This is a genomic window from Lichenifustis flavocetrariae (assembly GCF_026130545.1).
Lineage (GTDB): Bacteria > Pseudomonadota > Alphaproteobacteria > Rhizobiales > Beijerinckiaceae > Lichenihabitans > Lichenihabitans flavocetrariae.
On the sequence record NZ_JAMOIM010000015.1, the window covers coordinates 137246 to 158617 of the forward strand.

The following is a 21372-nucleotide window of genomic DNA, read 5'->3' on the forward strand; positions in this document are numbered from 1 at the left end:
CCTTCGGGCGAGAATGTCATGAGCCTCGTTGATGGGACCAGCGGATCGCCCGCCGCCACCCCGTATCGCGTCCTGGCCCGCAAATATCGGCCTTCGAGCTTCGCCGACCTGATCGGTCAGGAAGCCATGGTGCGCACGCTGTCGAATGCCTTCGACTCGGGCCGTATCCACCAGGCCTATCTTCTGAGCGGTGTGCGCGGCGTCGGCAAGACCACGACGGCCCGCATCGTGGCGCGTGCCCTCAACTATCACCGCGCGGCGCGTGACGGCGTGGCGGAAATCGATCGGCCGACCATCCTGATGGAGGAGATCGGCACGCATTGCCAGGCCATCATCGAATCTCGTCACGTCGACGTGATCGAGATGGATGCGGCAAGCCACACCGGCATCGACGACATTCGTGAGCTGATCGAGGGTTCGCGCTACCGCCCCGTGATGGCGCGGGCGAAGGTCTATATCATCGACGAAGTCCACATGCTGTCCAAGGCGGCCTTCAACGGCCTGTTGAAGACACTCGAAGAACCGCCCGAACACGTCAAGTTCCTGTTCGCCACCACGGAGGTCGACAAGGTGCCGGTGACGGTGCGGTCGCGCTGCCAGCGATTCGATCTGCGTCGCATCGAAGCTCCTGTGCTGATCGCTCATCTGGCCGGGATCTGTGCCCGAGAGGGGATGGCGGTCACGCCCGACGCGCTGTCGCTCATCGCGCGCGCCGCCGAAGGATCGGTGCGCGACGCCCTGTCGCTGCTCGACCAGGCCTTGGCGTCGGGCGTTGGTGCCGATGTGATCGGCGAGGACGAGATCCGCGCCATGCTGGGTCTCGCCGACCGGGCCCGGGTGATCGACCTTTTCGAGCAGGTCATGAAGGGCGAGATCGCGGCGGCGCTGACCGGCGTGAAGGCCCTTTACGATCAGGGAGCCGACCCTCTCAGCGTCATCAGCGATCTCGCCGATTTCGTGCATCTGGTCACGCGGCTGAAACTCGTGCCCGACGCCGCGAAGGACCCGGCGCTGACCGGGGAAGAACGGGCTCGCGGCCAGGTTTTCGCGGGAGCGCTCGGCCTGCCGGTGCTGACCCGCGCCTGGCAGATGCTTCTGAAGGGGCTCGGCGACATCAAGGAATCGCCGCGCCCGCTGGCCGCGGCCGAAATGGTGCTGGTGCGCCTCGCCTTCGCGGCCGACCTGCCGACGCCCGACGAGGCGCTCCGGCAGTTGGCTTCGGCTCCCGCCGAGGCGGGGCCGCCCGCCATCAAGGGACCGGCGCCGACCTATGGCGGCGGCGGTGCACGTTCCGGCATGGCGACGGCTGCGCTGCCCCGCGTGGCGCCTCCGGCGCCTACAACCTCGTCCCAACCGCGGGCGCGCTCCTTTGCCGATGTGGTGGCCCTCGCGGCGGCCAATCGCGATATCACGCTCAAAGTGGCGCTGGAGCGTGACGTGCGCCTGGTGCGCTTCGAGGAGGGTTCGATCGAGTTCGAACTCGCCCCCGGGGGCTCGCCGACGCTGGCCGCGACCCTGATGCGCAAGCTTGGCGAATGGACCGGGATGCGTTGGATGGTGGCCATCACGGCCGTCGGCGGCGCCGCGACCGTCAAGGAGCGCGCCGACGCGGCGGCCGAGGCCGAACGTCAGGCCGTTGCGGACGATCCCCTGGTGCGCCAGGTCCTCGACATGTTTCCCGGCTCTTCCCTCACGGTTCGGACGATCGAGGCCGAGCCGCCTCCCGCAGTCGAAGCGGAGCCGCCGCGTTTCGAAAACGACGAAGTCGGCTATACCGACGATATCGTGACCGATGACGATCTGTGAGAGGGGCCCGAGGCCCGACGACTTGCTCGCAGACCATGACGGTCGCGATTGATGCACCGAAACATGCCCCTGCGACGGCGGCGGGCTCAAGGGCACTGCAAAGTATCTGCAAGGAGAGGAGACGGCGATGCGTGACGTGATGGGGCTGATGAAGCAGGCGCAGGCCATGCAGGCCAAGCTCGGCGAGGCGCAGGCCGAGCTCGAACGTCTGGAAGTCGAAGGTCAATCGGGCGGCGGCCTGGTGAAAGCCATCGTGACCGGCAAGGGCGAGTTGAAGTCGCTCACGATCGATCCGTCGCTCATGGTGGCCGACGAGAAGGAGATCCTGGAGGATCTCATCGTCACGGCGCATGAGGAAGCGCGCAAGAAGGTCGAACGCCAGAAGGAGGAGAAGATGAAGGCCCTCACGGCCGGTCTTCCCCTGCCGCCGGGCATGAAGCTGCCGTTCTGAGATGGCGGAACGCGTCGCCGGTCCGGAAATCGAGAAACTGATCCAGCTCCTGGCCCGCCTGCCCGGCTTGGGGCCGCGGTCAGCCCGCCGGGCCGCGCTCCATCTCATCCGCAAGCGCGAGGAACTGCTTGCACCCCTCTCCGACGCCATGCGGGTTGCACGCGAGCGCATCGTCACCTGCACGGCCTGCGGCAATATCGACACGGCCGATCCCTGCACGATCTGCCGCGACCCGCGCCGTGATCCGTCCGTCGTGGTCGTGGTGGAGACGGTCGCGGACCTCTGGGCTTTGGAACGGGCCGGCGTGGTGCGAGGCCACTATCACGTGCTCGGCGGCACGTTGTCGCCGCTCGACGGCATCGGTCCCGACGACCTGAATCTGTCCGGCTTCGCCGAGCGGATCGTCGCCGAGAGCGTCAAGGAGGTGATCCTCGCCGTGAATGCGACGGTGGACGGCCAGACGACTGCCCACTATGTGACCGACCTCGTGTCCCACCTCGACCTATTGGTCACGAGGCTGGCGCATGGCGTGCCGGTCGGCGGCGAGCTCGACTATCTCGACGAAGGTACATTGGCGGCAGCCTTGAGAGCCAGGACGGCTTTCTGACGGGTGGCGCGCAACAGAAAGGCCGCACCCTTCCGGCCGCGGCCCAAGTCAGTCAACGATGTGCGCGCGACTTCACTCGATCCCGAACAGCCCGCGCAGGGTCGACAGATCTTCCGCCAGCGCCGTCACCGGGCCTTTGAGGGCGAGACGATCCTTGTCGGTCAGCTTCTCGTAGCTTTCGAAGCCGGCCTGACTCCGATATTTCGTCAGGATCGCATCGACTTTCGAGAAATTGGTGTCGATCTTCTTGTGGAGCGTTGGATCCTGCTTCACTAGCATCGGCTTCAACAGCGCCACGATTTTCTGGGCGCCATCGATATTGGCTTGGAAGTCCCACAGGTCGGTCCGGCTGTATCTGTCTTCTTCGCCGGTGATCTTCTTCGAGGCCACTTCCTCGATCAGTTCTGCCGTTCCCCCCACGAAGGCCTTCGGGGTAATCTTCAGATCGGCAAGCCGCTTCTGCAGTTCGAGCGTGTCGGCCATCAGTTGATCGGCCACGGGGGCAAGCCCCGCCGTGCTCTTGTCGCCGAACAGGCCCTTTTCGATCCGATGGAATCCCATGAACTTGGGGTCCTCCGCCTTCTTCTCGAAATCATCCTCGCGTGCGTCCATGTTGCCGTCGAGGTCGTTGAAGAGTTCAGCGATCGGTTCGATGCGCTCGTAGTGCATGTGAGCCGGGGCATAGGCGGCCTGTGCTTCGGCGAGCTTGCCGGCTTTCACATCGTCGACGAAGACGCGGGTCTTGGCCACGAGGGCTTCCACCTCGGATGCGACATACGATTTGTAGGCCGCGATCGGCTTGTCGAGCTCGTCCGTCGACAATTTGGGCGTGTCCGCGTGAGCAACACCGGCGCCGAACAGGCCAAACGCCGCAACGAACCTGACAAAGTTACGCATAGAGTCCCCCGAGATTTCGAGGGATCTATACAGATAGTGTAGAAAGAACCGCAACCCAAATCAGCGCCAACTACGAAGATGATAATAATTCCAAAGTTAGAACACTTGGTCTTTTTATTTGAAATAATTCTAGTGTAGATGCCTGGCACTGCTTCGCGGTCGTGTCGTTCGCTTAAGGGCCAGGCGCGCCATCATCCCCGGCAAGCGACTCGATAATCGGGCAATGCGGCCTGTCGTTGCCTTCGCACGCGTCGGCGAGACGATGCAACGTTGCGGCCATGGCGCGGAGATCGGCGATCTTGTGATCGAGTTCGGCAGCGTGCGCCAGCGCGATCGCTTTGACATCGGCGCTTGATCGATCCCGGTCGCTCCAGAGCCTCAAGAGATCGCGGATCCGGTCGATGGGGAAGCCGAGATTGCGGGCGCGGCGAATGAAGCGCAGCCTGTGCACGTCGTCCGGCCTATAGGATCGATAGTTTCCGGCACTTCGGTCCGCGGCTTCGATAAGCCCGATGCTCTCATAGTGGCGGATCGTTTTGGCCGAAACACCCGACATCGTGGCGACCTGTCCGATATGCATCGAAGACCCCGAATTTCGTCCTTGACCTTCCAACAGTGGGAAGGTCCACAAGAAGCGTCAAGAAGCCGAGTCGAGACAGGTGGTGCAGCTATGGGCAGGGGGGCGGCTTCTGCGACGGAGATGCGTCTGCGGGTGTCGACACTCACCATCAATCCAAACGGGAGTTTCAGATGATACGTGCTGCTATGGTCGCGGCCTCGGTGTTCGTGGGAGCGACCAGCTTCGTGTCGGCCGCCGAGATGGTGATGGGCCATCGTGCGTCCCCGGCCGACAGAGCGAACAAAACCGCTATGGACGCCATGATGAAGGGGATGATGGTCAAGCCCAGCGGAAACCCCGACAAGGACTTCGCCGCGATGATGATTCCGCATCACCAGGGTGCCATCGCGATGGCACAGGTCGAGCTGAAATACGGCCAGGATCCAACCCTGCGGGCTCTCGCGACGAACGTCGTCGCGGCGCAAGAGAAGGAAATCACGCAGATGAAGGCTTGGCTCGCCGCCCACTGATTTCTGCCGCTCGCCGCGTTGGCCAAGCGACGAACTCGGATCGGTCAGGCCGCAAAGGTCGATGTGTTCAGCGAGACGTGTTCGGGCGCTGGTGAATTATAGAGCCTATCGTGTCCGGCAAGCGGCGGCGTCGCCTGACCGCTGACGGTTTCGTGGAAGACCCGATAGGTGCTGCCACTCTCTCTCTTGGCTTCATACATGGCCATGTCGGCGCAGCGGAGAAGAGCATCAGGGTCGCGTCCATGGTCCGGTGCGACGGCGACGCCGATCGAGACACCTACTTTCATGGCGATGCCGTCGAAGTCGATCGGGCCGGGAACGACCTTCAAGAGATGGCGGCAGGCCTCGTCAATGCTGTCATCTGCAAACGCGTGGCTGAGCACCAAGACGAATTCGTCGCCTCCAACCCTGGCCGTGAGATCGCCTGGCCGTTCGGCCGTCTTGAGCCGCCGCGCCGTCTCGATCAGGACGATATCGCCGGCGCGGTGGCCCATGGAATCGTTGATGGACTTGAATTCGTCGAGGTCGAGGTAAAGCACGGCGAACCTATTGCCCGGTCCGGAGCCGTTGCAGAGCCGATCGAGATGATCGTGCAGCAGTGTCCTATTCGGCAGATTTGTGAGCGCGTCGTGCTGCGCAGCGTGTTTCGCTTGTGCGTGCGCCTCTGCGAGCTCCTGGGATTTGGCGTCGATCATGCGCGCCATCCGCATGGCATGCGCCAGGACAACGGATGTGAGGACGCCGACCGCTGCCCCGACTAATAACAACGGAGGCATTATCGTGTGGAGCAAATGCCGTCCCGGCTGCTCGGGGGTCCAGGTCAGCCGGACCGTGTTACCACCATCGAACGTTGTCGCGCGGAAGAGGGGCTGACCCGCGTCTGCGTCCGTCGCATTCGCCAAGCGGAGATTGTGCAGGAGACCCTGTTCCATCGCGTTCAGACGCGCCGGCGTGAGCGCGATCCCGAAAATCATGACCGAAGGAGGTCCCGCAATCTCTGAGATCGTCGGGTCGCCGCCCGTCGAAATGACCGCCGCGCTTGCGAGGAATGGCAGGCCATCCATTTTGAGGAAACCCGAAATTGGCTTGCTCTGGTTCTGAGGCGCAGCGGCGCGTGCCTCTCCCACCATCCGGTCGAGGCCGTCGACGTCGGGAGCGGTGGCCAACACGGCCAGATCTCCCTTGAGGAGCGCATAGGTGACAGCGCCGGTTGGCCCAACCACGAGGACATCGTCATAGCCGTAGTCCCGAAACAGAAGCGGGCCGATATTCTCGCGGACATAGGCCCATTCGAAGTCCGTCGACACGTGGAGGTGCTGATAGGCCTCGCCCCAAGCCGCGTAGCTTTTGACGTCCTTTTCGAGACGCGCGCTGCTCTGTTCGATGATGTTGTGGGCGAAGGTCGCCGCCTGTTCGGCGGCGCGCCGGTCGAGCTGCCGGGAGATCTGGAACAGGAAGCCTGTGAGCGACGCGAACGCGACGAAAACGAGGGCAGCAACGGCTGGCGCTGCCCGCCGCCGAAACAATCGCGCAAGCCGTGCCGCTCCCAACTCCATCGCACCTCTCCCCGCGTCGCCCTGGCTCTAGCGGGAAACCGTGAACACGTGGTTGCTAAGACCTTGGAGGCAGAGACAAGGAGGTGTCCGAAAAGACGAAGCGCGGATAGTCGCGCTCGGCCTTCTTCGCCGATGTCAGTTCGACGAACGTCCGAACACGGAAGCGACATCGATGTCGTCCCGGTCCTGCTTGTTCTTGTTGCCGTGAGACCCGAACACTTCCGCTTCCGTCGAAGGCTCATGACTCTGACGCCCTGTCGTATACTCGGCAGGCATGAGGGTCTGGCCGTGATCCTCTTCGACCGCCGGCCGATCCTTGGCGGCGCGCCCGACTTCGAAATCGAGATCGATCTGCGAGCACAAGCCCAGCGTCACCGGGTCCATGGGGCTCAGGCTTGCGGAGTTCCAATGCGTCCGATCCCGGATCGCCTGCAGGGTCGATTTGGTGGTGCCGACGAGCCGCATGATCTGCGCATCCTTGAGCTCGGGATGATTGCGCACAAGCCACAGGATGGCATTCGGCCGGTCCTGACGGCGCGAAAGGGGGGTGTAGCGCGGTCCACGCACCTTCTTCATCGGCGGGAGGCGGACCTTCGACACCTGAAGCTTGAGCATATGGTTCTTGTCGCGTTCGGCGCGAGCCAGTTCCTCACGGCCGATCTGGCCCGACGTGATCGGATCGTGCCCTTTGATGCCGGTCGCGACCTCTCCGTCCGCGATGCCCTTCACTTCAAGCGGGTGCAGCTTGCAGAAGTCGGCGATCTGTTCGAACGTCAACGATGTGTTGTCGATCAGCCAAACAGCTGTGGCTTTCGGCATCAAGGGTGCGTCGCTCATCGGGTCTCCTCGCAGGCTGGCGATCGGGAGGGCTTGAGGCGATATTTTTCAATGACCCGAGAAGCTTCGGCTTCCACGAGGCTGAACATCAAACCATCCGAAAGGGAATAGCTCGACATATAGGCGGCAGCAGGGCGGATTGCAATTCACCGTGAGAGACCCGAAGATCGGAACATCGCCCGGAGAGGCCCAGTTTCAGCGGCCCGTGGACGGGCTTTCGACCATTGTGAGGTCAAGGTCGAGCCTGAACATGAGCAACCCTTTGAGGTCGGTCACCTCCATGCGCCAGTCATGCGTGGTGCAACACTGGTCTGGATGCTCTGTAATGAACCTGCCGATACGTTGGATCGCTTCGAGACGCGCGTCCTGAAGACCGGCGAGTTCCATCCCGAGCTTGTCCTCGATGTGCTCCCCGTTGCAGACATGAAAAAAATAGCGCGTCACCGGCTTCTCCGTCGCATCGACGGGAGCCAGTCACATGGCCCCGGGCGGCTAACAAATGTGTAAGGAAGCGGTTCCGGCTCAACGATGAAAACGGCATCACAGGACAGGGAGCTTGGCCATTCGGCAAGGCCGCCAGCGATGGGCAGGCGGCTGATCCAAGCTGCCGCACCTCAGCGCGACGTCAGTCGGCCCGGACTTGGGGATGGCTCAGGCTCAGAAAAGGATGACAGATGACGAATAGGCCTGAGCGAAGGTGGTGCGGTTCCGCCCGCCTCGCTTCGACGCATACAAGGCCGCATCCGCCGATGAAATGAGATCCTGCGGCAGAAGGTTGACCTCGTGGCCAGTGCTGCAGCCGATGCTGAGGGTTACGACGTTCGCGGACGAGCCGGGATGGTTGATCCCGAGATGTTCAACCGCGACCCTGACCCGCTCGGCAAGGGCCTCGGCCCCTTCACGCGGCGTACCCGGCAGCACGATGGCAAACTCTTCGCCGCCGTAGCGTGCCGCGGCATCACGGCTTCGCAGAACGCCGCGGATCGCATAAGCCACGGTTTTCAGGCAGTTATCACCCGCCACATGACCGAACTGGTCATTGAACAATTTGAACTGATCGATGTCGATCATCAGCAGCGAAAGCGGCAAGCCTTCACGCTCACAGCGACGGAGCTCAGTGGACAGGGAGAGGTCGAAGCTCCGCCGATTGAGGAGATCGGTCAGTCCGTCTCGCGCTGCGAGATGCTGCAGCGCGTGCTGCGCTTCCTTTTGCGCCGTGACGTCGCGAAGCGTCTGCACGACGGCGAGAAGAAAGCCGGAGTCGTCGTAGATCGGCCCAGCATCCAACGCGAGGCTCATCTGGCGGCCAAGACGAGGCATGGGGCAGGTCGTTTCGAGCGAAACACCAAAGTCCGTAAGTTCGAATCCGTCCCAATCCTTGAAAAATGTTTCGATCTCGGAATAGCGCCCCATAGCCACGAGATCGGCCAGGCACGGGCGCTCCTCCAGGTAGAAGGCCTTCCAGTGACTTCTGGTGTTGAGGACCTCGGTGGCCTTTAGTTGTGTCAGGCGTTCGCAGGCCCGGTTCCACATCACGACGCGGCAATCACCGTCGATGACAAAGGTCGGAACAATCAGATGGTCGATCAGAAGGTCGGCAAGATTCCGCTCTTGGTTCTGATCTAAACCCACCCTTCTGGAAGCGGTACGTCGAGCCATGCCTGAATACCGCCGTGAACGCAGATCTTTCCGGTCACACCATACCGACCCGCAGTAAACAAGCCTTGAACGGAAGCCGCCCAATATGTGCGGCAAACCCCCACAATGACAGCAAAAATCCCGTTTTGATCAATCCAGGCCGATCGCTACGAAGCGGACCTCGCCTTGCGGGTTCGCAACCAGGAGAAGAACGGAATGACGTCCGGCCTCCTTCAAGCTTTGCACCCGGTCGGCGATATCCTTCGGTGTTGTGACCTTTTGCTGGTTGACTTCCACCACCACGTCGCCGGCGTTGATGGCTTTGCCGCCAGCCGGAGAGCCGGCATCGACGCTGGCGACCGCGACCCCCTGCACGCTGTCCTTGATGGCAAATTTCTTTCGGACGTCGTCGGTCAGAAGCGAGAGTTGCATGCCGAAGGCCGACGAGGGGGCCGGAGGCACCGCGTCAGCGGGTGTCTTCGTCTCTGCCGACGCTTGTTTTTCGCCGTCTTCAAGCCGCCCCAGTTTGACGGTGACGTTCTGCGGCTTGCCATCGCGGATGACCGAAACCGACACCTCCTTGCCGACTGCCGTGGCCGCGACGAGACGGGGGAGGTCCCGCGATGTCTTCACCTCCTTGCCGTCGAACGTGACGATAACGTCGCCCGCCAGAAGGCCGGCCGGTTTTGCCGGCCCGTTATCGTCGACGCCGGCGATCAGCGCCCCGTGCGGGGTCCCGAGCGACAGGCTATCCGCGATCGTTTCGTCGACCGGCTGGATGCGCACCCCGAGCCAGCCCCGTCGCGCTTCGTGAAACTCGCGCAATTGATCGATGATGGGAATGACAGTCTCGGAAGGGGTCGCGAAACCGATTCCGATCGAACCGCCCGATGGCGACAGGATCGCTGTATTGATGCCGATCACCTCACCGGCCATGTTGAACAGAGGGCCGCCGGAATTGCCCTTGTTGATCGCCGCGTCCGTCTGGATGTAGTCGTCGTAGGGTCCGCTGTCGATGTTGCGGTTCCGTGCCGACACGATGCCGGCCGTCACCGTGCCCCCCAACCCGAAGGGATTGCCGACCGCCATCACGGCATCGCCAACCCGCATCTTCTCGCTGTCGCCGAATTTGACCGACTTCAGCGGCTTGTCGGAGGACACTTTCAGCACCGCGACGTCGACCTTGGCGTCAGTCCCGAGCAGTTCCGCCTTGAGCTTGCGGCCATCCGTCAGGATCACGGTGATCTCGTTCGCGCCTTCGATCACATGGTTGTTCGTGATGACGATACCGCTCGGATCGATGATGAAGCCGGAGCCGAGGGATGCGGAGCGCCGGCTCTTCGGCGGCGCGTCAGGAGCGCCCGGTTCTTTTTTCCCTTGCAGCTGGCGTTTGAAGAATTCCTCAAAGAAATCCTGAAACGGCGTGCCAGGCGGCAGTTGAGGCATGGTCTTCAGCGAAGGTTTGGCGCCATTGTCGCCCACAACCTGAGCGGCGGAGATATTGACCACGGCATCGACGACGCTGTCGGCCAAGTCGGCGAGCGACTCAGTGCCCTTCGCCGCCGCCGGGGTCACGGCTGCCAATGGAGAGGCCAGGGACACGCCCAAGCCTACCAGGGCTGCCACGGCCCGAACCCTCATGCGAAAGATCTGCTTGCGGTGGCGCGCCTGCGGAGGATGAGAGACAGACTCCGGTGTCATGAAGCAATCCCGTCCCGGCGCCCCGCGGATGCGGGTGGCCCTCCACTATAGAATGTTCGACGAGCTTCGCATCACGTCGGCTCTGCGGCAACTTGAACGAAGCCGTCAGCCTCCGGGAGTTGCCGGAGGCGCGATGGCCTGATCGGGATCCTGGAAGTAGCGGAAAAAGCTGGAGCTCGGCGAGATCACAAACCGTGTGTCGGCTCCCTTGAGCGAAGCGCCATAGGCCTGCATGGAGCGGTAGAAGGCGAAAAAGTCGGGATCCTTGCCGAAGGCGGCCGCGAAGACCCGGTTCCGCTCAGCATCACCCGTTCCGCGCAATTCGTCCGCGCGCCTCTGCGCATCGGCTTTCAGCACAACGACTTGGCGGTCGGCATCTGCCGTGGTCGTTTGAGCCTGTTCGGCGCCCTGTGCGCGATATTGAGCGGCTTCACGGGCCCGCTCGGAGATCATACGGGAAAAGACTTTTTCCGAAATCTCGCGGGGCAGGTCAGCGCGCCGGATGCGGACATCGTCGATCGAGAGCCCAAGCCGGCTCGACTCGGAATTGACGAGATCGCGGATCTTCACCATCAACTGCGCCCTGTCTTCCTTGATGATCTGCGGCAAGGTCGACTCGCCGAGCACACGTCGCAGGGCCGAGTTCATCACCGACGCCAGTTGATTATTGGCCCGCACCACGGTCCCGACGCTCTGGTAGAATGTCAGCGGGTTGGTGATCCGGTAGCGAACGAAGGCGTCCACGAGGATCCGTTGGTTGTCGGCCGCCACCACTTCCTGCTGCGGGGTCTCGAGGTCGAGGATCCGGTTGTCCAGCAGAACGACGTTCTCGACGAACGGGACCTTCATTTTGAGGCCCGGCTTGTTGATCACCCGCACGGGCTCTCCAAAATAGAGCACCAGCGCCTGTTCGGTCTGGGCGACCGTGAAGAACGTGCCACCAACCACGATCACGATGACCACGAGGGCGGCGAGGGCCGCGACCAAGGCGGGCTTCATGGCTTGGCTCCGGTGGCCGGTTTGGCATCGAGGGCACCGAGCGGGAGATAGGGCACGACGCCCGCGCCCTTGTTGTCGGTGATCACCTTGTTGGAACCGCCCAGCACCTGCTCCATGGTCTCGATATACATCCGTTCCCGTGTCACCTTCGGCGCATTCTTGTATTGCGCGTAGACTTGGTCGAAGCGCGACGCCTGACCCTGTGCCTCCTGCACGGCTTGTTCCTTGTAACCTTCTGCTTCCTGCACGATGCGCGCCGCGGCACCACGCGCCTCCGGAACGACCCGGTTGGCATAGGCATCGGCTTCGTTGCGCTGCCGCTGCAGATCCTGTTGTGCGGCCGTCACGTCCCGGTAGGCGGCGATCACTTCGTCTGGGGGATCCACCGAGAGCAATTGCACCTGGATGACCATGATGCCGGCCTTGTAGCCGTTCAGCACCCCTTGAATCAGGTCCTGGACGGCCGGCTCGATGATCTTACGGTCGGTGGTGAGGATATCGGTCAGGTTCTTCTTGCCGATCACCTCGCGCATGGCGCTCTCGGCCACGGCCTTCACGGTTTCCTGAGGATTGCGCAGATTGAAGGCGAAGTCCTCGGGACGCGACGGGTCGATCTGCCAGACCACGCGGAACTTCACATCGGCGATGTTCTCGTCGCCGGTCAGCATCAGGCTCTCTTCTGGAACGTCGAGGGAGACCTGGAGCCCACCGCCGTTGCGGCGGCTGTCGTCACGCGTCACGGCGCCGATGTCGATCGAGTTGCGGTTGGTGACCGGGAGAACAGTGACGGCCCCGATCGGGTAGGGGAGATTGTAGCGCAGTCCCGGGTTGGTCTTCCCCGTATAGCGGCCGAAGATCATGTTGATCCCGACCTCGTTGGGCTGCACCGTGTAGAGCCCGGTCGCCAGCCAGACCGCGATCGCGGCCAGTACGATGAGACCTAGGCCCGCCGGACTCGACAGGCCACCGCCCGGCAGGAGCCTTTTGACCTTGTCCTGACCACGCCGCAGCATGTCCTCGAAGTCTGGTGATCCATTGGGAGTGGGTTTTTGCCCCCAGGGACCTGGAGCCTGCTTCCAGGGCCCGCCGTTATTCTGGTTGGACCACGACATTCTTGATCTTTCGCAACGCGTCCTCGACCGGCGGATGATGCATATTCGCCGGTGCCTCGGTCCGGTAGAGGCTTGGTTTGCTCCATCCGTCGTGCAGGCGACATATAGGGGGAGGCTCGGGCCGAGGCAAACCTGCAGCTCTGCTTATGCTGAAGCGGAGGGGTTAAAAGCTGGCAATGTTGGCCGCCGGCGTCACCGGTTCAGATGCCCGCATACCATTCGTAGCCCTGGTCCTCCCAATAGCCCCCACCGCCTTTGCCGATGCCATCGAGGTGATCCACGACGGCGATCCGCATGACATATTTGGCCATCTTGTAGCCCAGTTGCCGCTCAAGGCGCAGGCGGAGCGGCGCGCCATGAGCGACCGGCAGCGCCATCCCGTTCATGTCGTAGGCCAGGATCGTCTGGGGGTGGAAGGCGTCGACGAGGTCGATGCTCTCGTAATAGTGGCTGCCCACGTCTGACGCGTCGCCTGTGCCGCCGGCGGACTTTGCGATCTTGGCGTCAGGCGCTTTCGTCTGGCCGGTTGACGCCGGGGCCTGATCGCCTGCAGGGGTCGCATCGTCCCCGCTGGTGTCCGCGTCATCCGCACTGAGGGCGTCGAGACCGCCCTCATCCATCGTGTCGGCGCAATGGAAGACGATGAAGCGCGCGGCCGGCTTCAGGCCCGCGGCCTTGAGCAGGTCACCGAGCGGCACACCCGTCCATTTGCCGATGCAGCTCCATCCTTCCACGCAATCGTGCCGGGTGATCTGGGTGCGGGCCGGCATGGCCCGCAAGTCGGGTAGACTCCAGGATTGCGGGCGCTCGACCAACCCATCGATCGCCAATTTGAACGTCGCGAAGCCCGTTTTGACCATGCCGCGATAGGCTTTGTCCTTGGGGTCGTCGTTGCCGTTCGCCTTGAACTGCGGTGAGATCTCGGCCTCGGGATATTCCGGCGCGAGCTTCTGGTCGGACAGCAGGAGGCGCTGCACGTAGAGGTTGGCGTCTTCGTCCTTGTCGAGAATGCGGCGCGCCCAGGGTTTCTCGGAAACGTCGTCGCAGCCGGACAGCAACGAGGCGCCGAGCAGCGCGGCGCCGCCCGTGACGATCCTGCGCCGGTCGAACATGATCTTGCGGCTAGACATGCGGCACCGTCTTCTGCTTGCGGTCGATGATATACCAGCCCGAGACCATCCCGCGCATGTTGTTCCAGAAGCCGGACAGAATCACGAGGGCGACATGCACGACCACGAAGAGAACGAGGAGGTCCGCCACGATGAAGTGGATCGTGCGAGCCGATTGCCGTCCTCCGAACAGGGTCAGCAGCCATGGGGTGACACTGTTCATCCCGGGTGACATGGCCAGGCCGGCCAGGATCTGGATCGGGAGCAGGCCGAGCACGACCACAAAGTAGGTGAGCTTCTGGATCACGTTGTAGTGCCTGGCCTCTTCGCCTTCGGCGAAGCGCAACAGCAGATGCTCCTTGATCGAAGCGCCGATGTGCCGCCATTGGGCGCCGGTCGGCACGTAGCGGGCGCGGAACTGGCCCGACGCAAATCCGTAGGCCAGATAGATCGCGCCGTTGATCACGAAGAGCCAGGCGAAAAAGAAATGCCAGCGTCGTCCGGTGGCGAGATCCTGGTCGGCCGGCAAAGTGATCCACCTTGGAAACCCGCGTTCCGTCATGTCGCCGCCTGCGTCGCGGGACAATCCCAAAACGCCCGTCGTGGTGAAGCTGTGGCCCGCGACCGTGGTGACGCCTTTCGGGGGTTGCGCGTCCTGATCTGCGCCGATCGAGGCCCAGGGATGCTCGAAGGTGGAGATCGATCCCCAATAAAGAGCCGGATGAGCATTGAAGATCTGCAAGCCGCTCATCAGGAGGATCGTGAGGCAGGCCACATTGATCCAGTGACACACGCGGATGAGCGCCGGGTGGCGGAACACCCAGCGCCGCCGGTCGACATCGGCCGTCTCGGGCGCATCGGTCGTTCGTAATCCTTGCACGGCGGCACTCGTCATTGGCGGCTTCCTTTGCAAAGATACGATCCGAACCCGGCTGGGGTTCGTCCTGACCCGCATTGTCGCACGAATATCGGACGCGCCGCAGGGTTGCACACTCTCCAAGATCCTCGACGATCGGCCAAGTGCCGGATGGCTGCGGAAACTGAACGAAGCGTCAGAACGTTCGCCTCCCGAAGCCTCAAAAAGAGCCGCTTTGCCGCCCCTTGGTTTGCCGCCCGATGCCCCTCTGCTAGAGAGGCGGCGATTGGACCTCGATTTGGAGACACTTATGGACTTCCGTCGCCGCGACCTCATGCTCGCGTTGCCAGCTGCTTTGACGCTGACGTCGCTGCCCGCCCTTGCGGCCGTCGATGCCAATACGGTCTACCTCGATACCAAGGACGGGCGCATCACGATCGAACTCCGGCCCGATCTCGCCCCCAAACATGTCGCGCAGATCAAGAAGCTGATCGGTCAGCATTTTTACGACGGCATCGTGTTCCACCGGGTGATCAGCGGCTTCATGGCCCAGACCGGCGACCCGACCGGCACCGGCATGGGCGGTTCCAAGCTCCCCGACCTCAAGGCGGAGTTCACCGAGACCCCGTTCAAGCGCGGCACGCTCGGCATGGCGCGATCCTCCAGCCCGGATTCGGCCAATTCGCAATTCTTCATCTGCCTGGCCGATTCGTCGTTCCTGAACGGCAAATACACGGTGTTCGGCGAGGTCACGGGCGGCATGGATGTGGTCGACAAGATCAAGAAGGGCTCGGAGTCCGACAACGGCAAGGTCGACAGCCCCGACAAGATCGTCACCATGAGGATGGCTCAGGGAGCCAAATGATCTTCGCCCGGCGCGCGGGTTGGCTGGGCGGGGCGGCTTCGGCCGCTCTCGTCCTTCTGGCCGCGACCGCCGGGGCCGAGCAACGCGGGCGGCCCTTTCATCATGGGCATGTCCGGCGCTTGCCGTTCAACCCGTTCGACGACTACGGCCTCGCTCCGCCGCCTTATATCTTCGAAGAGCCCCCGCCTTCGGGTTATCCGCCCATTTTCAACTTCCCGGAGGATGAAGGGCCTCTGGTCGTCGAACCCACGCCGCGCCCGGACGCGACACCCTACCCCTATCCGCAAGGCTTCTCGCTTGATGTGCCGACCCCGACGGACGATGGCGGATCGCCGCGGGCGAAACAGGCCGGTCCCCTCAATCGCTATCGCGACGTGGCCGATGCGCTCGCGCGCTGCTGGCGGCCACCCGCGACGATCGCCGGGATCCGGTGGAACACCGTGACGCTGCGCGTGAGCTTCAAGCGGGACGGCTCGATCAACGGCCTGCCGCGCATTCCCTACGCCGATCCGGGCTTGACGCCGGACGCGCGATCCAGTCTGAACCAGTCGCTCACCGCGGCCCTGCATCGCTGCACGCCGCTCGATCTCACACCGGGCCTCGGCTCGGCTATTGCGGGGCAGATCTTCGCCCTCCGCTTCCTCGAACAGGACCCGTAGAAATGACGGACAGCCCCAAAACCCTCACGCTCGAAACCACCAAGGGAACGGTGACGATCCGCCTCCGGCCCGATCTCGCCCCCAAGCATGTCGAGCGCATCGCGCAGCTCGCCAACGAGAAATTCTACGATAACGTGCCGTTCCACCGCGTGCTCGAAGGCTTCATGGCGCAGACCGGTTGTCCGCATGGCACCGGCACGGGCGGATCGAGCTACCCGAACCTGAAGGCGGAGTTCAACGCGGAGCCCCACGTGCGCGGCACCTGCTCGATGGCTCGCGCCCAGAGCCCCGACTCGGCCAATTCCCAGTTCTTCATCTGCTTCGACGATGCCGGCTTCCTGAACAAGCAATATACCGTGTGGGGCGAAGTGACTTCCGGCATGGAGAATGTCGACAAGATCAAGCGCGGCGAACCCGTCCGCGATCCCGACCGGATCATCACGGCGCGGGCCGAGTGATAAGGCTCAATCCTGCTCCCGCGTGAGCGAGAAGGTGGCCTTCGCGTCAGCGAAGGTCGGATGAGGGGAAACTCAAGCGCGGGATACCCTCATCCGTCACGGCTTCGCCGCGCCACCTTCTCCCGCTCATGCGGGAGAAGGGAGTTCGACCTATGCGCGTCGACGACTTCGACTTCGACCTTCCCGAAACCGCGATTGCGCTGCACCCGGCGCAACCGCGTGATTCCGCGCGCCTGCTCGCCATCGAGCCGCGCCGCGCCGCGCCCTTCTCCGACCATGTTGTTCGTGACCTGCCGTCGCTGCTCCGGCCGGGCGACGTTCTGGTGGTCAACGACACGCGCGTCATCCCAGCCCGGTTGATCGGCCGCCGGCATCGGGGCGAGACGACGGCCCGCATCGAGGTCACACTTCATCTGCGCGAAAGCGCCGACACGTGGCGCGCGTTCCTGCGTCCGGCCAAGAAGCTTGCCATCGGCGAACGCCTGCTGTTCGGCGAGGCCGACGACCTCGCGGCGGAGCGTATCGGAAGCGGGGAGGGGGGCGAGGCGGTGTTGCGTTTCGATCGCACCGGGGCCGAGCTCGATGCGGCGCTCGACCGTGTCGGTCTGATGCCCCTGCCGCCCTACATCGCGCGTCGTCGGGCCGAGGAGAAGGCGGACGAAAGCGACTATCAGACCATGTTCGCGACCGAACGTGGCGCCGTCGCTGCGCCGACCGCCGGGCTGCATTTCACGCCCGCGCTTGCCGCCGCACTCGCGACGCAAGGTATCACCATGCACCGCGTGACGCTCCATGTGGGCGCCGGCACCTTCCTGCCCGTGAAGGTCGACGATACGGCCGATCACCGCATGCACGCCGAATGGGGGCGCGTGACACCCGATGTGGCCACGGCCCTCAATGCCGCGCGAGCGTCTGGCGGGCGCATCGTGGCGGTCGGGACCACGGCGTTGCGCATCCTCGAAAGCGCTGCCGGCGATGACGACCTCGTGCAGCCCTTCGAAGGCCAGACCTCGATCTTCATCACACCAGGCTACCGCTTCAAAGCCGTAGGCGTGCTGATGACCAATTTCCACCTGCCGCGCTCGACCCTCTTCATGCTGGTCTCGGCCTTCGCGGGACTCGACACAATGCGGGCCGCCTATGCGCATGCGGTCGCGACCGGCTATCGCTTCTATTCCTATGGGGATGCGTGCCTCATCGCGCGGGCCGGGGGGACATGATGGACGATTTCACTTTCACGGTCGCGGCGACCGACGGGACCGCCCGTACCGGCGCCATCACCAACCCGCGCGGCACGATCCGCACGCCGGCCTTCATGCCTGTCGGCACGGCCGGCACCGTCAAAGCCATGTATCCTGAGCAGGTGCGCTCGCTCGGGGCCGATATCGTGCTCGGCAACACCTATCACCTGATGCTGCGGCCCGGCGCCGAGCGCGTGGCGGAACTCGGCGGGCTGCATCGCATGATGAACTGGCCTCATCCGATCCTCACAGATTCCGGCGGCTTTCAGGTGATGTCCCTGTCGAAGCTCCGCAAACTCGATGAGAACGGAGTCACGTTCCAATCCCACATCGACGGGCGCCGCTACTCGCTCACGCCCGAGCGCTCGCTGGAAATCCAGGATCTGCTCGGCTCCGACATCCAGATGCAGCTTGACGAATGCGTGCGGCTGCCATGCACGGAGGCCGAGAGCGAACGCGCGATGCGGCTCTCGCTACGCTGGGCCGAGCGCTCGCGCCAGGCCTTCGGCAACAAGCCGGGCCGGGCGGTCTTCGGCATCGTGCAGGGCGGCGAGGTCGAGGCCCAACGGATCGAGAGCGCCAGGGCTCTGGCCGAGATGGATTTCCACGGTCTGGCGATCGGCGGCCTCGCGGTGGGCGAGCCGCAGGACGTCATGCTGCGGATGATCGAGACGGTCGAACCGCATCTGCCGACCATGAAACCCCGCTACCTGATGGGCGTCGGTACGCCGGACGACATTCTCGAGAGCGTGCGGCGCGGCGTCGACATGTTCGATTGCGTGATGCCGACCCGGGCCGGGCGCCACGGACAGGCGTTCACGCGCTTCGGCAAGCTCAACCTGCGCAATGCCAGGCATGCGGACGACACGCGACCGATCGATGAGGCGTCGTCCTGCCCGGCTGCGCGGGATTATTCGCGGGCCTATCTGCACCACCTCGTGAAGTCGGGCGAGATCTTGGGCATGATGCTGCTGACCTGGGTGAACCTCGCCTATTATCAGGATCTCATGGCGGGTATCCGGGCGGCGATCGCCGAGGGTCGGTTCGATGATTTCGTCGGAGAGACCAAGGCCGGCTGGGTGAAGCCGGAGTGAGCGACCCTTCTCCCGCGTGAGCGGGAGAAGGTGCCGGCAGGCGGATGAGGGGTGGCTCGGCGCTGAGGTGACCCTCATCCGACCCGGCTTCGCCGGGCCACCTTCTCCCGTTCGCACGGGAGAAGGGACGATGCCACGCTACACATGCACTCTCGGAATCGTCTCCGACCATGACCGCGTCGCCGCGAGCGTGTCGCCCTCATAGGCTTTCAGGGTGCCGGTCAGCCGGAAATTCTCCGCGTCCCCGGTCATCACCAGGCTGGTGTCGATGCGGATCGCCCAATCGTCGCGCAGCATCGTGTAGCTTTGCTCGATCGTGGCTTCGGCGGAAAATGGGTCGCCGTCGACGATCGTCAGGCGCCGGGTCAGGTCGTGCGACAGGGCGGTGCCGATGTCATCCCAACACACCACGCCTTCGCCGAAGAGGCCGCCTTCGCCGATTGTCGTGAAGGTCGTTTTGCCGGCGATGTGGTCGAAGCTGACGCCACGGGCCATGCGGCCGTCGCGGAGCCGCGTGCCCGGTGTCGCGGGGCCTGAGCGTCCCGGCGCGAAGGCGACCGGCGTCTCGGCCGCGTCGATCGGGCGTACCGGCAGGCTGAATCGGCTTCCGGCCAGACTGAACATCAGCGTGGCCGCGTCCGGCGCCGGCCAGACGAGTGGCCAATAGGCGGTCGAGATCGCCAGCCGGATCTTGTGCCCGGCCGGGAACCGGTGCCCGCAGACCTTGAGCGGCACGCGAATCCGCACGGTCTCGCCCGGCACGAGCGGGGCCGGATCGGTGGAGCCGTCACGGTGCGACAGGTTGAGAACCGCGTAGCTGACCCGCAGCGAAGCGCCGTCCGGGCTGACGTCGCAGAGCCGGACGGCGATCTGGGCCCGCGGCCGGTCGGCCGAGAGCGCCAATTCGACGACCGGGAAGCCCAGGATGTCCAGCGCCGTGTCGAGGGGCGGGGTATCGAAGCAGAGCGACAGCCCGTCGTCGTAACGCTGGTCCGCCGGCATTTCGCCCGGGACGCCCGTGCCCATCCATTCGCCACCTGCCGTGCCGGTGGAGAGCGGCGAGCGCACCGAAAGCGTCCCGGCGCTCTGGGGGGCCGATGCGAGACGGCCCGGGGCGAGGTGCCAGACCTGCTCCGCGATCCCTTCGCTTGGCCAGACGCGTTCGGCCACGAAGCGGCCGGCCGAGAACGGCAGCGTGGTCTGTGGCGCCCGGTGGTCTTCGACGAAGGCCCGCAGCATCGGCTCCCGCATCACGCCCGTGTCCTGACCCTTGAGCCATGTGTCCCACCAGCGGGTCGCTTCACCGAGGAAATCGATCGAGGGTCCGGGCACGCCGTCCTGCGGGTAGATGTGGGCCCAGGGGCCGATGATCCCCTGCCGGGGGCAGCGCAGGCCTTCGAGCAAGCGCGGCACCGCATTCGTATAGGCATCGGCCCAGCCGCCGATGGCCAGGACCGGGCATTCGATGGCTGCGAAATCCTCGTTGACGGACCCGTGCCGCCAATAGGCGTCGCGGCTCTGGTGCCGCATCCAGAGGGCTGGCCAGAAGGGCAGATGGTCGAGCCGCGCCAACCATTGCGCGCGCCAGTCGTCGCCAACGATCGCCGGGTCCGCCGGCCGCGCCTGATAGGCCAGCATGATGGCGCCCCACCACAGATTGTCGTTGAGCAGGCACCCGCCCATGTAGTGGATGTCGTCGGCGAAGCGATCGTCGGTCGAACAGACCGTGATGATGGCCTTGAGGGCTGGCGGGCGCCGCGCCGCCACCTGCAGGGCGTTGAAGCCGCCCCAGCTCTTGCCCATCATGCCGACCGCGCCATTGCACCAGGGTTGCGCCGCGAGCCAAGCGATCACCTCCAGCGCGTCGTCCTGCTCCTGCAAGAGATATTCGTCGTCGAGCAGCCCATCCGATTCGCCCGAGCCGCGCATGTCGACCCGGATGGCGGCGTAGTTCTGAGCTGCGAAGAAGCCGTGCATGGGCTCGTCACGCCCGCGGGTTCCATCGCGCTTGCGATAGGGGATGTATTCCAGGACGGCCGGCACCGGTGTCGCCTCGGCGGTTTCGGGTAACCACAGTCGCGCCGCCAGCCGCACGCCGTCGGCAAGCGGAATCCATAGATTTTCGATGACCTGAACCGTCACGAGCCGCTCGCTTCACTGCATGTCGCCGACCGCTCTCGAATGAGCGATCGACATCGGTTCTATGTCTTATGCCCTCAAGGCGCCTGCGCCGCCAAGCGCTGCGATCAAGGTCGAGGCGGGATCCGTCACGGCCGAGCGTGCCACAGCCATCCACGGCATTGGTCCAGTCGGGGACACATTTCGAGGGCCGCAATCGTGGATGACCGGCTCAAGGCCATGCCAGGGTGAGAAGCCCGCGCTGGGCTGAACGTCTCC

At 64.0% G+C, this 21372-nt stretch carries 21 protein-coding genes; 9 read left to right on the top strand and 12 right to left on the bottom strand.

Going from position 1 to position 21372, the window contains the following annotated elements:
• Window positions 1-18: 18 nt before the first annotated feature.
• The 3 genes from M8523_RS20830 to recR all read left to right on the top strand — a co-directional run bounded on the left by M8523_RS20830 (window position 19) and on the right by recR (window position 2864).
• Window positions 19-1806: a DNA polymerase III subunit gamma/tau gene (locus M8523_RS20830; protein WP_282586829.1), complete on the top strand. Its 1788-nt coding sequence runs from the start codon at window positions 19-21 to the stop codon at window positions 1804-1806.
• 127 nt (window positions 1807-1933) lie between these two features.
• Window positions 1934-2257: a YbaB/EbfC family nucleoid-associated protein gene (locus tag M8523_RS20835; protein WP_282586830.1), complete on the top strand. Its 324-nt coding sequence runs from the start codon at window positions 1934-1936 to the stop codon at window positions 2255-2257.
• A 1-nt stretch (window position 2258) separates the two neighbouring features.
• On the top strand, window positions 2259-2864 hold the full coding sequence (gene recR / locus M8523_RS20840) for a recombination mediator RecR (protein ID WP_282586831.1): 606 nt from the start codon (window positions 2259-2261) through the stop codon (window positions 2862-2864).
• Window positions 2865-2936: 72 nt separating this feature from the next.
• On the opposite strand, the gene efeO is transcribed toward recR, so the two are convergent.
• Complete coding sequence (gene efeO / locus M8523_RS20845) at window positions 2937-3761, bottom strand: iron uptake system protein EfeO (RefSeq protein WP_282586832.1); 825 nt, start codon at window positions 3759-3761, stop codon at window positions 2937-2939.
• A 172-nt stretch (window positions 3762-3933) separates the two neighbouring features.
• Complete coding sequence (gene cueR / locus M8523_RS20850) at window positions 3934-4341, bottom strand: Cu(I)-responsive transcriptional regulator (RefSeq protein ID WP_282586833.1); 408 nt, start codon at window positions 4339-4341, stop codon at window positions 3934-3936.
• Window positions 4342-4511: 170 nt separating this feature from the next.
• Here cueR and copM point away from each other — a divergent pair, with 170 nt between their 5' ends.
• Window positions 4512-4850: a CopM family metallochaperone gene (copM, locus tag M8523_RS20855; RefSeq protein ID WP_282586834.1), complete on the top strand. Its 339-nt coding sequence runs from the start codon at window positions 4512-4514 to the stop codon at window positions 4848-4850.
• A gap of 44 nt (window positions 4851-4894) precedes the next feature.
• Here copM and M8523_RS20860 read toward each other — a convergent pair whose 3' ends face one another.
• From M8523_RS20860 to M8523_RS20900, 9 genes are all read right to left on the bottom strand, one after another.
• On the bottom strand, window positions 4895-6406 hold the full coding sequence (locus tag M8523_RS20860; protein ID WP_282586835.1) for a diguanylate cyclase domain-containing protein: 1512 nt from the start codon (window positions 6404-6406) through the stop codon (window positions 4895-4897).
• A 135-nt stretch (window positions 6407-6541) separates the two neighbouring features.
• Window positions 6542-7243: a DUF1013 domain-containing protein gene (locus tag M8523_RS20865; protein WP_282586836.1), complete on the bottom strand. Its 702-nt coding sequence runs from the start codon at window positions 7241-7243 to the stop codon at window positions 6542-6544.
• Between the two features lie 195 nt (window positions 7244-7438).
• Window positions 7439-7687, bottom strand: coding sequence for a DUF6894 family protein (locus M8523_RS20870; protein WP_282586837.1), 249 nt, complete (start codon window positions 7685-7687; stop codon window positions 7439-7441).
• A 213-nt stretch (window positions 7688-7900) separates the two neighbouring features.
• Window positions 7901-8986: a sensor domain-containing diguanylate cyclase gene (locus M8523_RS20875; protein ID WP_282586838.1), complete on the bottom strand. Its 1086-nt coding sequence runs from the start codon at window positions 8984-8986 to the stop codon at window positions 7901-7903.
• Window positions 8987-9031: 45 nt separating this feature from the next.
• Complete coding sequence (locus M8523_RS20880; protein ID WP_282586839.1) at window positions 9032-10582, bottom strand: DegQ family serine endoprotease; 1551 nt, start codon at window positions 10580-10582, stop codon at window positions 9032-9034.
• Window positions 10583-10687: 105 nt separating this feature from the next.
• The gene (hflC, locus tag M8523_RS20885; protein WP_282586840.1) at window positions 10688-11581 is read right to left on the bottom strand and encodes a protease modulator HflC; all 894 of its coding nucleotides are present in this window, start codon (window positions 11579-11581) and stop codon (window positions 10688-10690) included.
• Entirely contained in the window at window positions 11578-12693 is a 1116-nt protein-coding gene (gene hflK / locus M8523_RS20890; RefSeq protein WP_282586841.1) for an FtsH protease activity modulator HflK, read from the bottom strand. The genes hflC and hflK overlap by 4 nt, the downstream gene beginning before the upstream one ends.
• A gap of 200 nt (window positions 12694-12893) precedes the next feature.
• Window positions 12894-13823: a molybdopterin-dependent oxidoreductase gene (locus M8523_RS20895; protein WP_282586842.1), complete on the bottom strand. Its 930-nt coding sequence runs from the start codon at window positions 13821-13823 to the stop codon at window positions 12894-12896.
• The gene (locus tag M8523_RS20900) at window positions 13816-14697 is read right to left on the bottom strand and encodes a cytochrome b/b6 domain-containing protein (protein WP_282586843.1); all 882 of its coding nucleotides are present in this window, start codon (window positions 14695-14697) and stop codon (window positions 13816-13818) included. Before M8523_RS20900 ends, M8523_RS20895 begins: the two co-directional genes overlap by 8 nt.
• Before the next feature lie 271 nt (window positions 14698-14968).
• On the opposite strand from M8523_RS20900, the gene M8523_RS20905 reads away from it, so the two are divergent.
• The 5 genes from M8523_RS20905 to tgt all read left to right on the top strand — a co-directional run bounded on the left by M8523_RS20905 (window position 14969) and on the right by tgt (window position 18975).
• Window positions 14969-15523 carry a peptidylprolyl isomerase gene (locus tag M8523_RS20905; protein WP_282586844.1) on the top strand — a complete coding sequence of 185 codons (555 nt, stop codon included), beginning with the start codon at window positions 14969-14971 and terminating at the stop codon, window positions 15521-15523.
• Window positions 15520-16182, top strand: coding sequence for a UCP034077 family protein (locus M8523_RS20910; protein ID WP_282586845.1), 663 nt, complete (start codon window positions 15520-15522; stop codon window positions 16180-16182). The genes M8523_RS20905 and M8523_RS20910 overlap by 4 nt, the downstream gene beginning before the upstream one ends.
• Before the next feature lie 2 nt (window positions 16183-16184).
• Window positions 16185-16640, top strand: a complete 456-nt coding sequence (locus tag M8523_RS20915; RefSeq protein WP_282586846.1) for a peptidylprolyl isomerase — start codon at window positions 16185-16187, stop codon at window positions 16638-16640.
• Window positions 16641-16792: 152 nt separating this feature from the next.
• Entirely contained in the window at window positions 16793-17860 is a 1068-nt protein-coding gene (queA, locus tag M8523_RS20920; protein ID WP_282586847.1) for a tRNA preQ1(34) S-adenosylmethionine ribosyltransferase-isomerase QueA, read from the top strand.
• Entirely contained in the window at window positions 17857-18975 is a 1119-nt protein-coding gene (gene tgt, locus M8523_RS20925; protein WP_282586848.1) for a tRNA guanosine(34) transglycosylase Tgt, read from the top strand. The genes queA and tgt overlap by 4 nt, the downstream gene beginning before the upstream one ends.
• Before the next feature lie 138 nt (window positions 18976-19113).
• Here tgt and M8523_RS20930 read toward each other — a convergent pair whose 3' ends face one another.
• A complete protein-coding gene (locus M8523_RS20930) occupies window positions 19114-21117 on the bottom strand; it encodes a CocE/NonD family hydrolase (RefSeq protein ID WP_282586849.1) in 2004 nt (667 codons plus the stop codon).
• Window positions 21118-21372 lie beyond the last annotated feature (255 nt).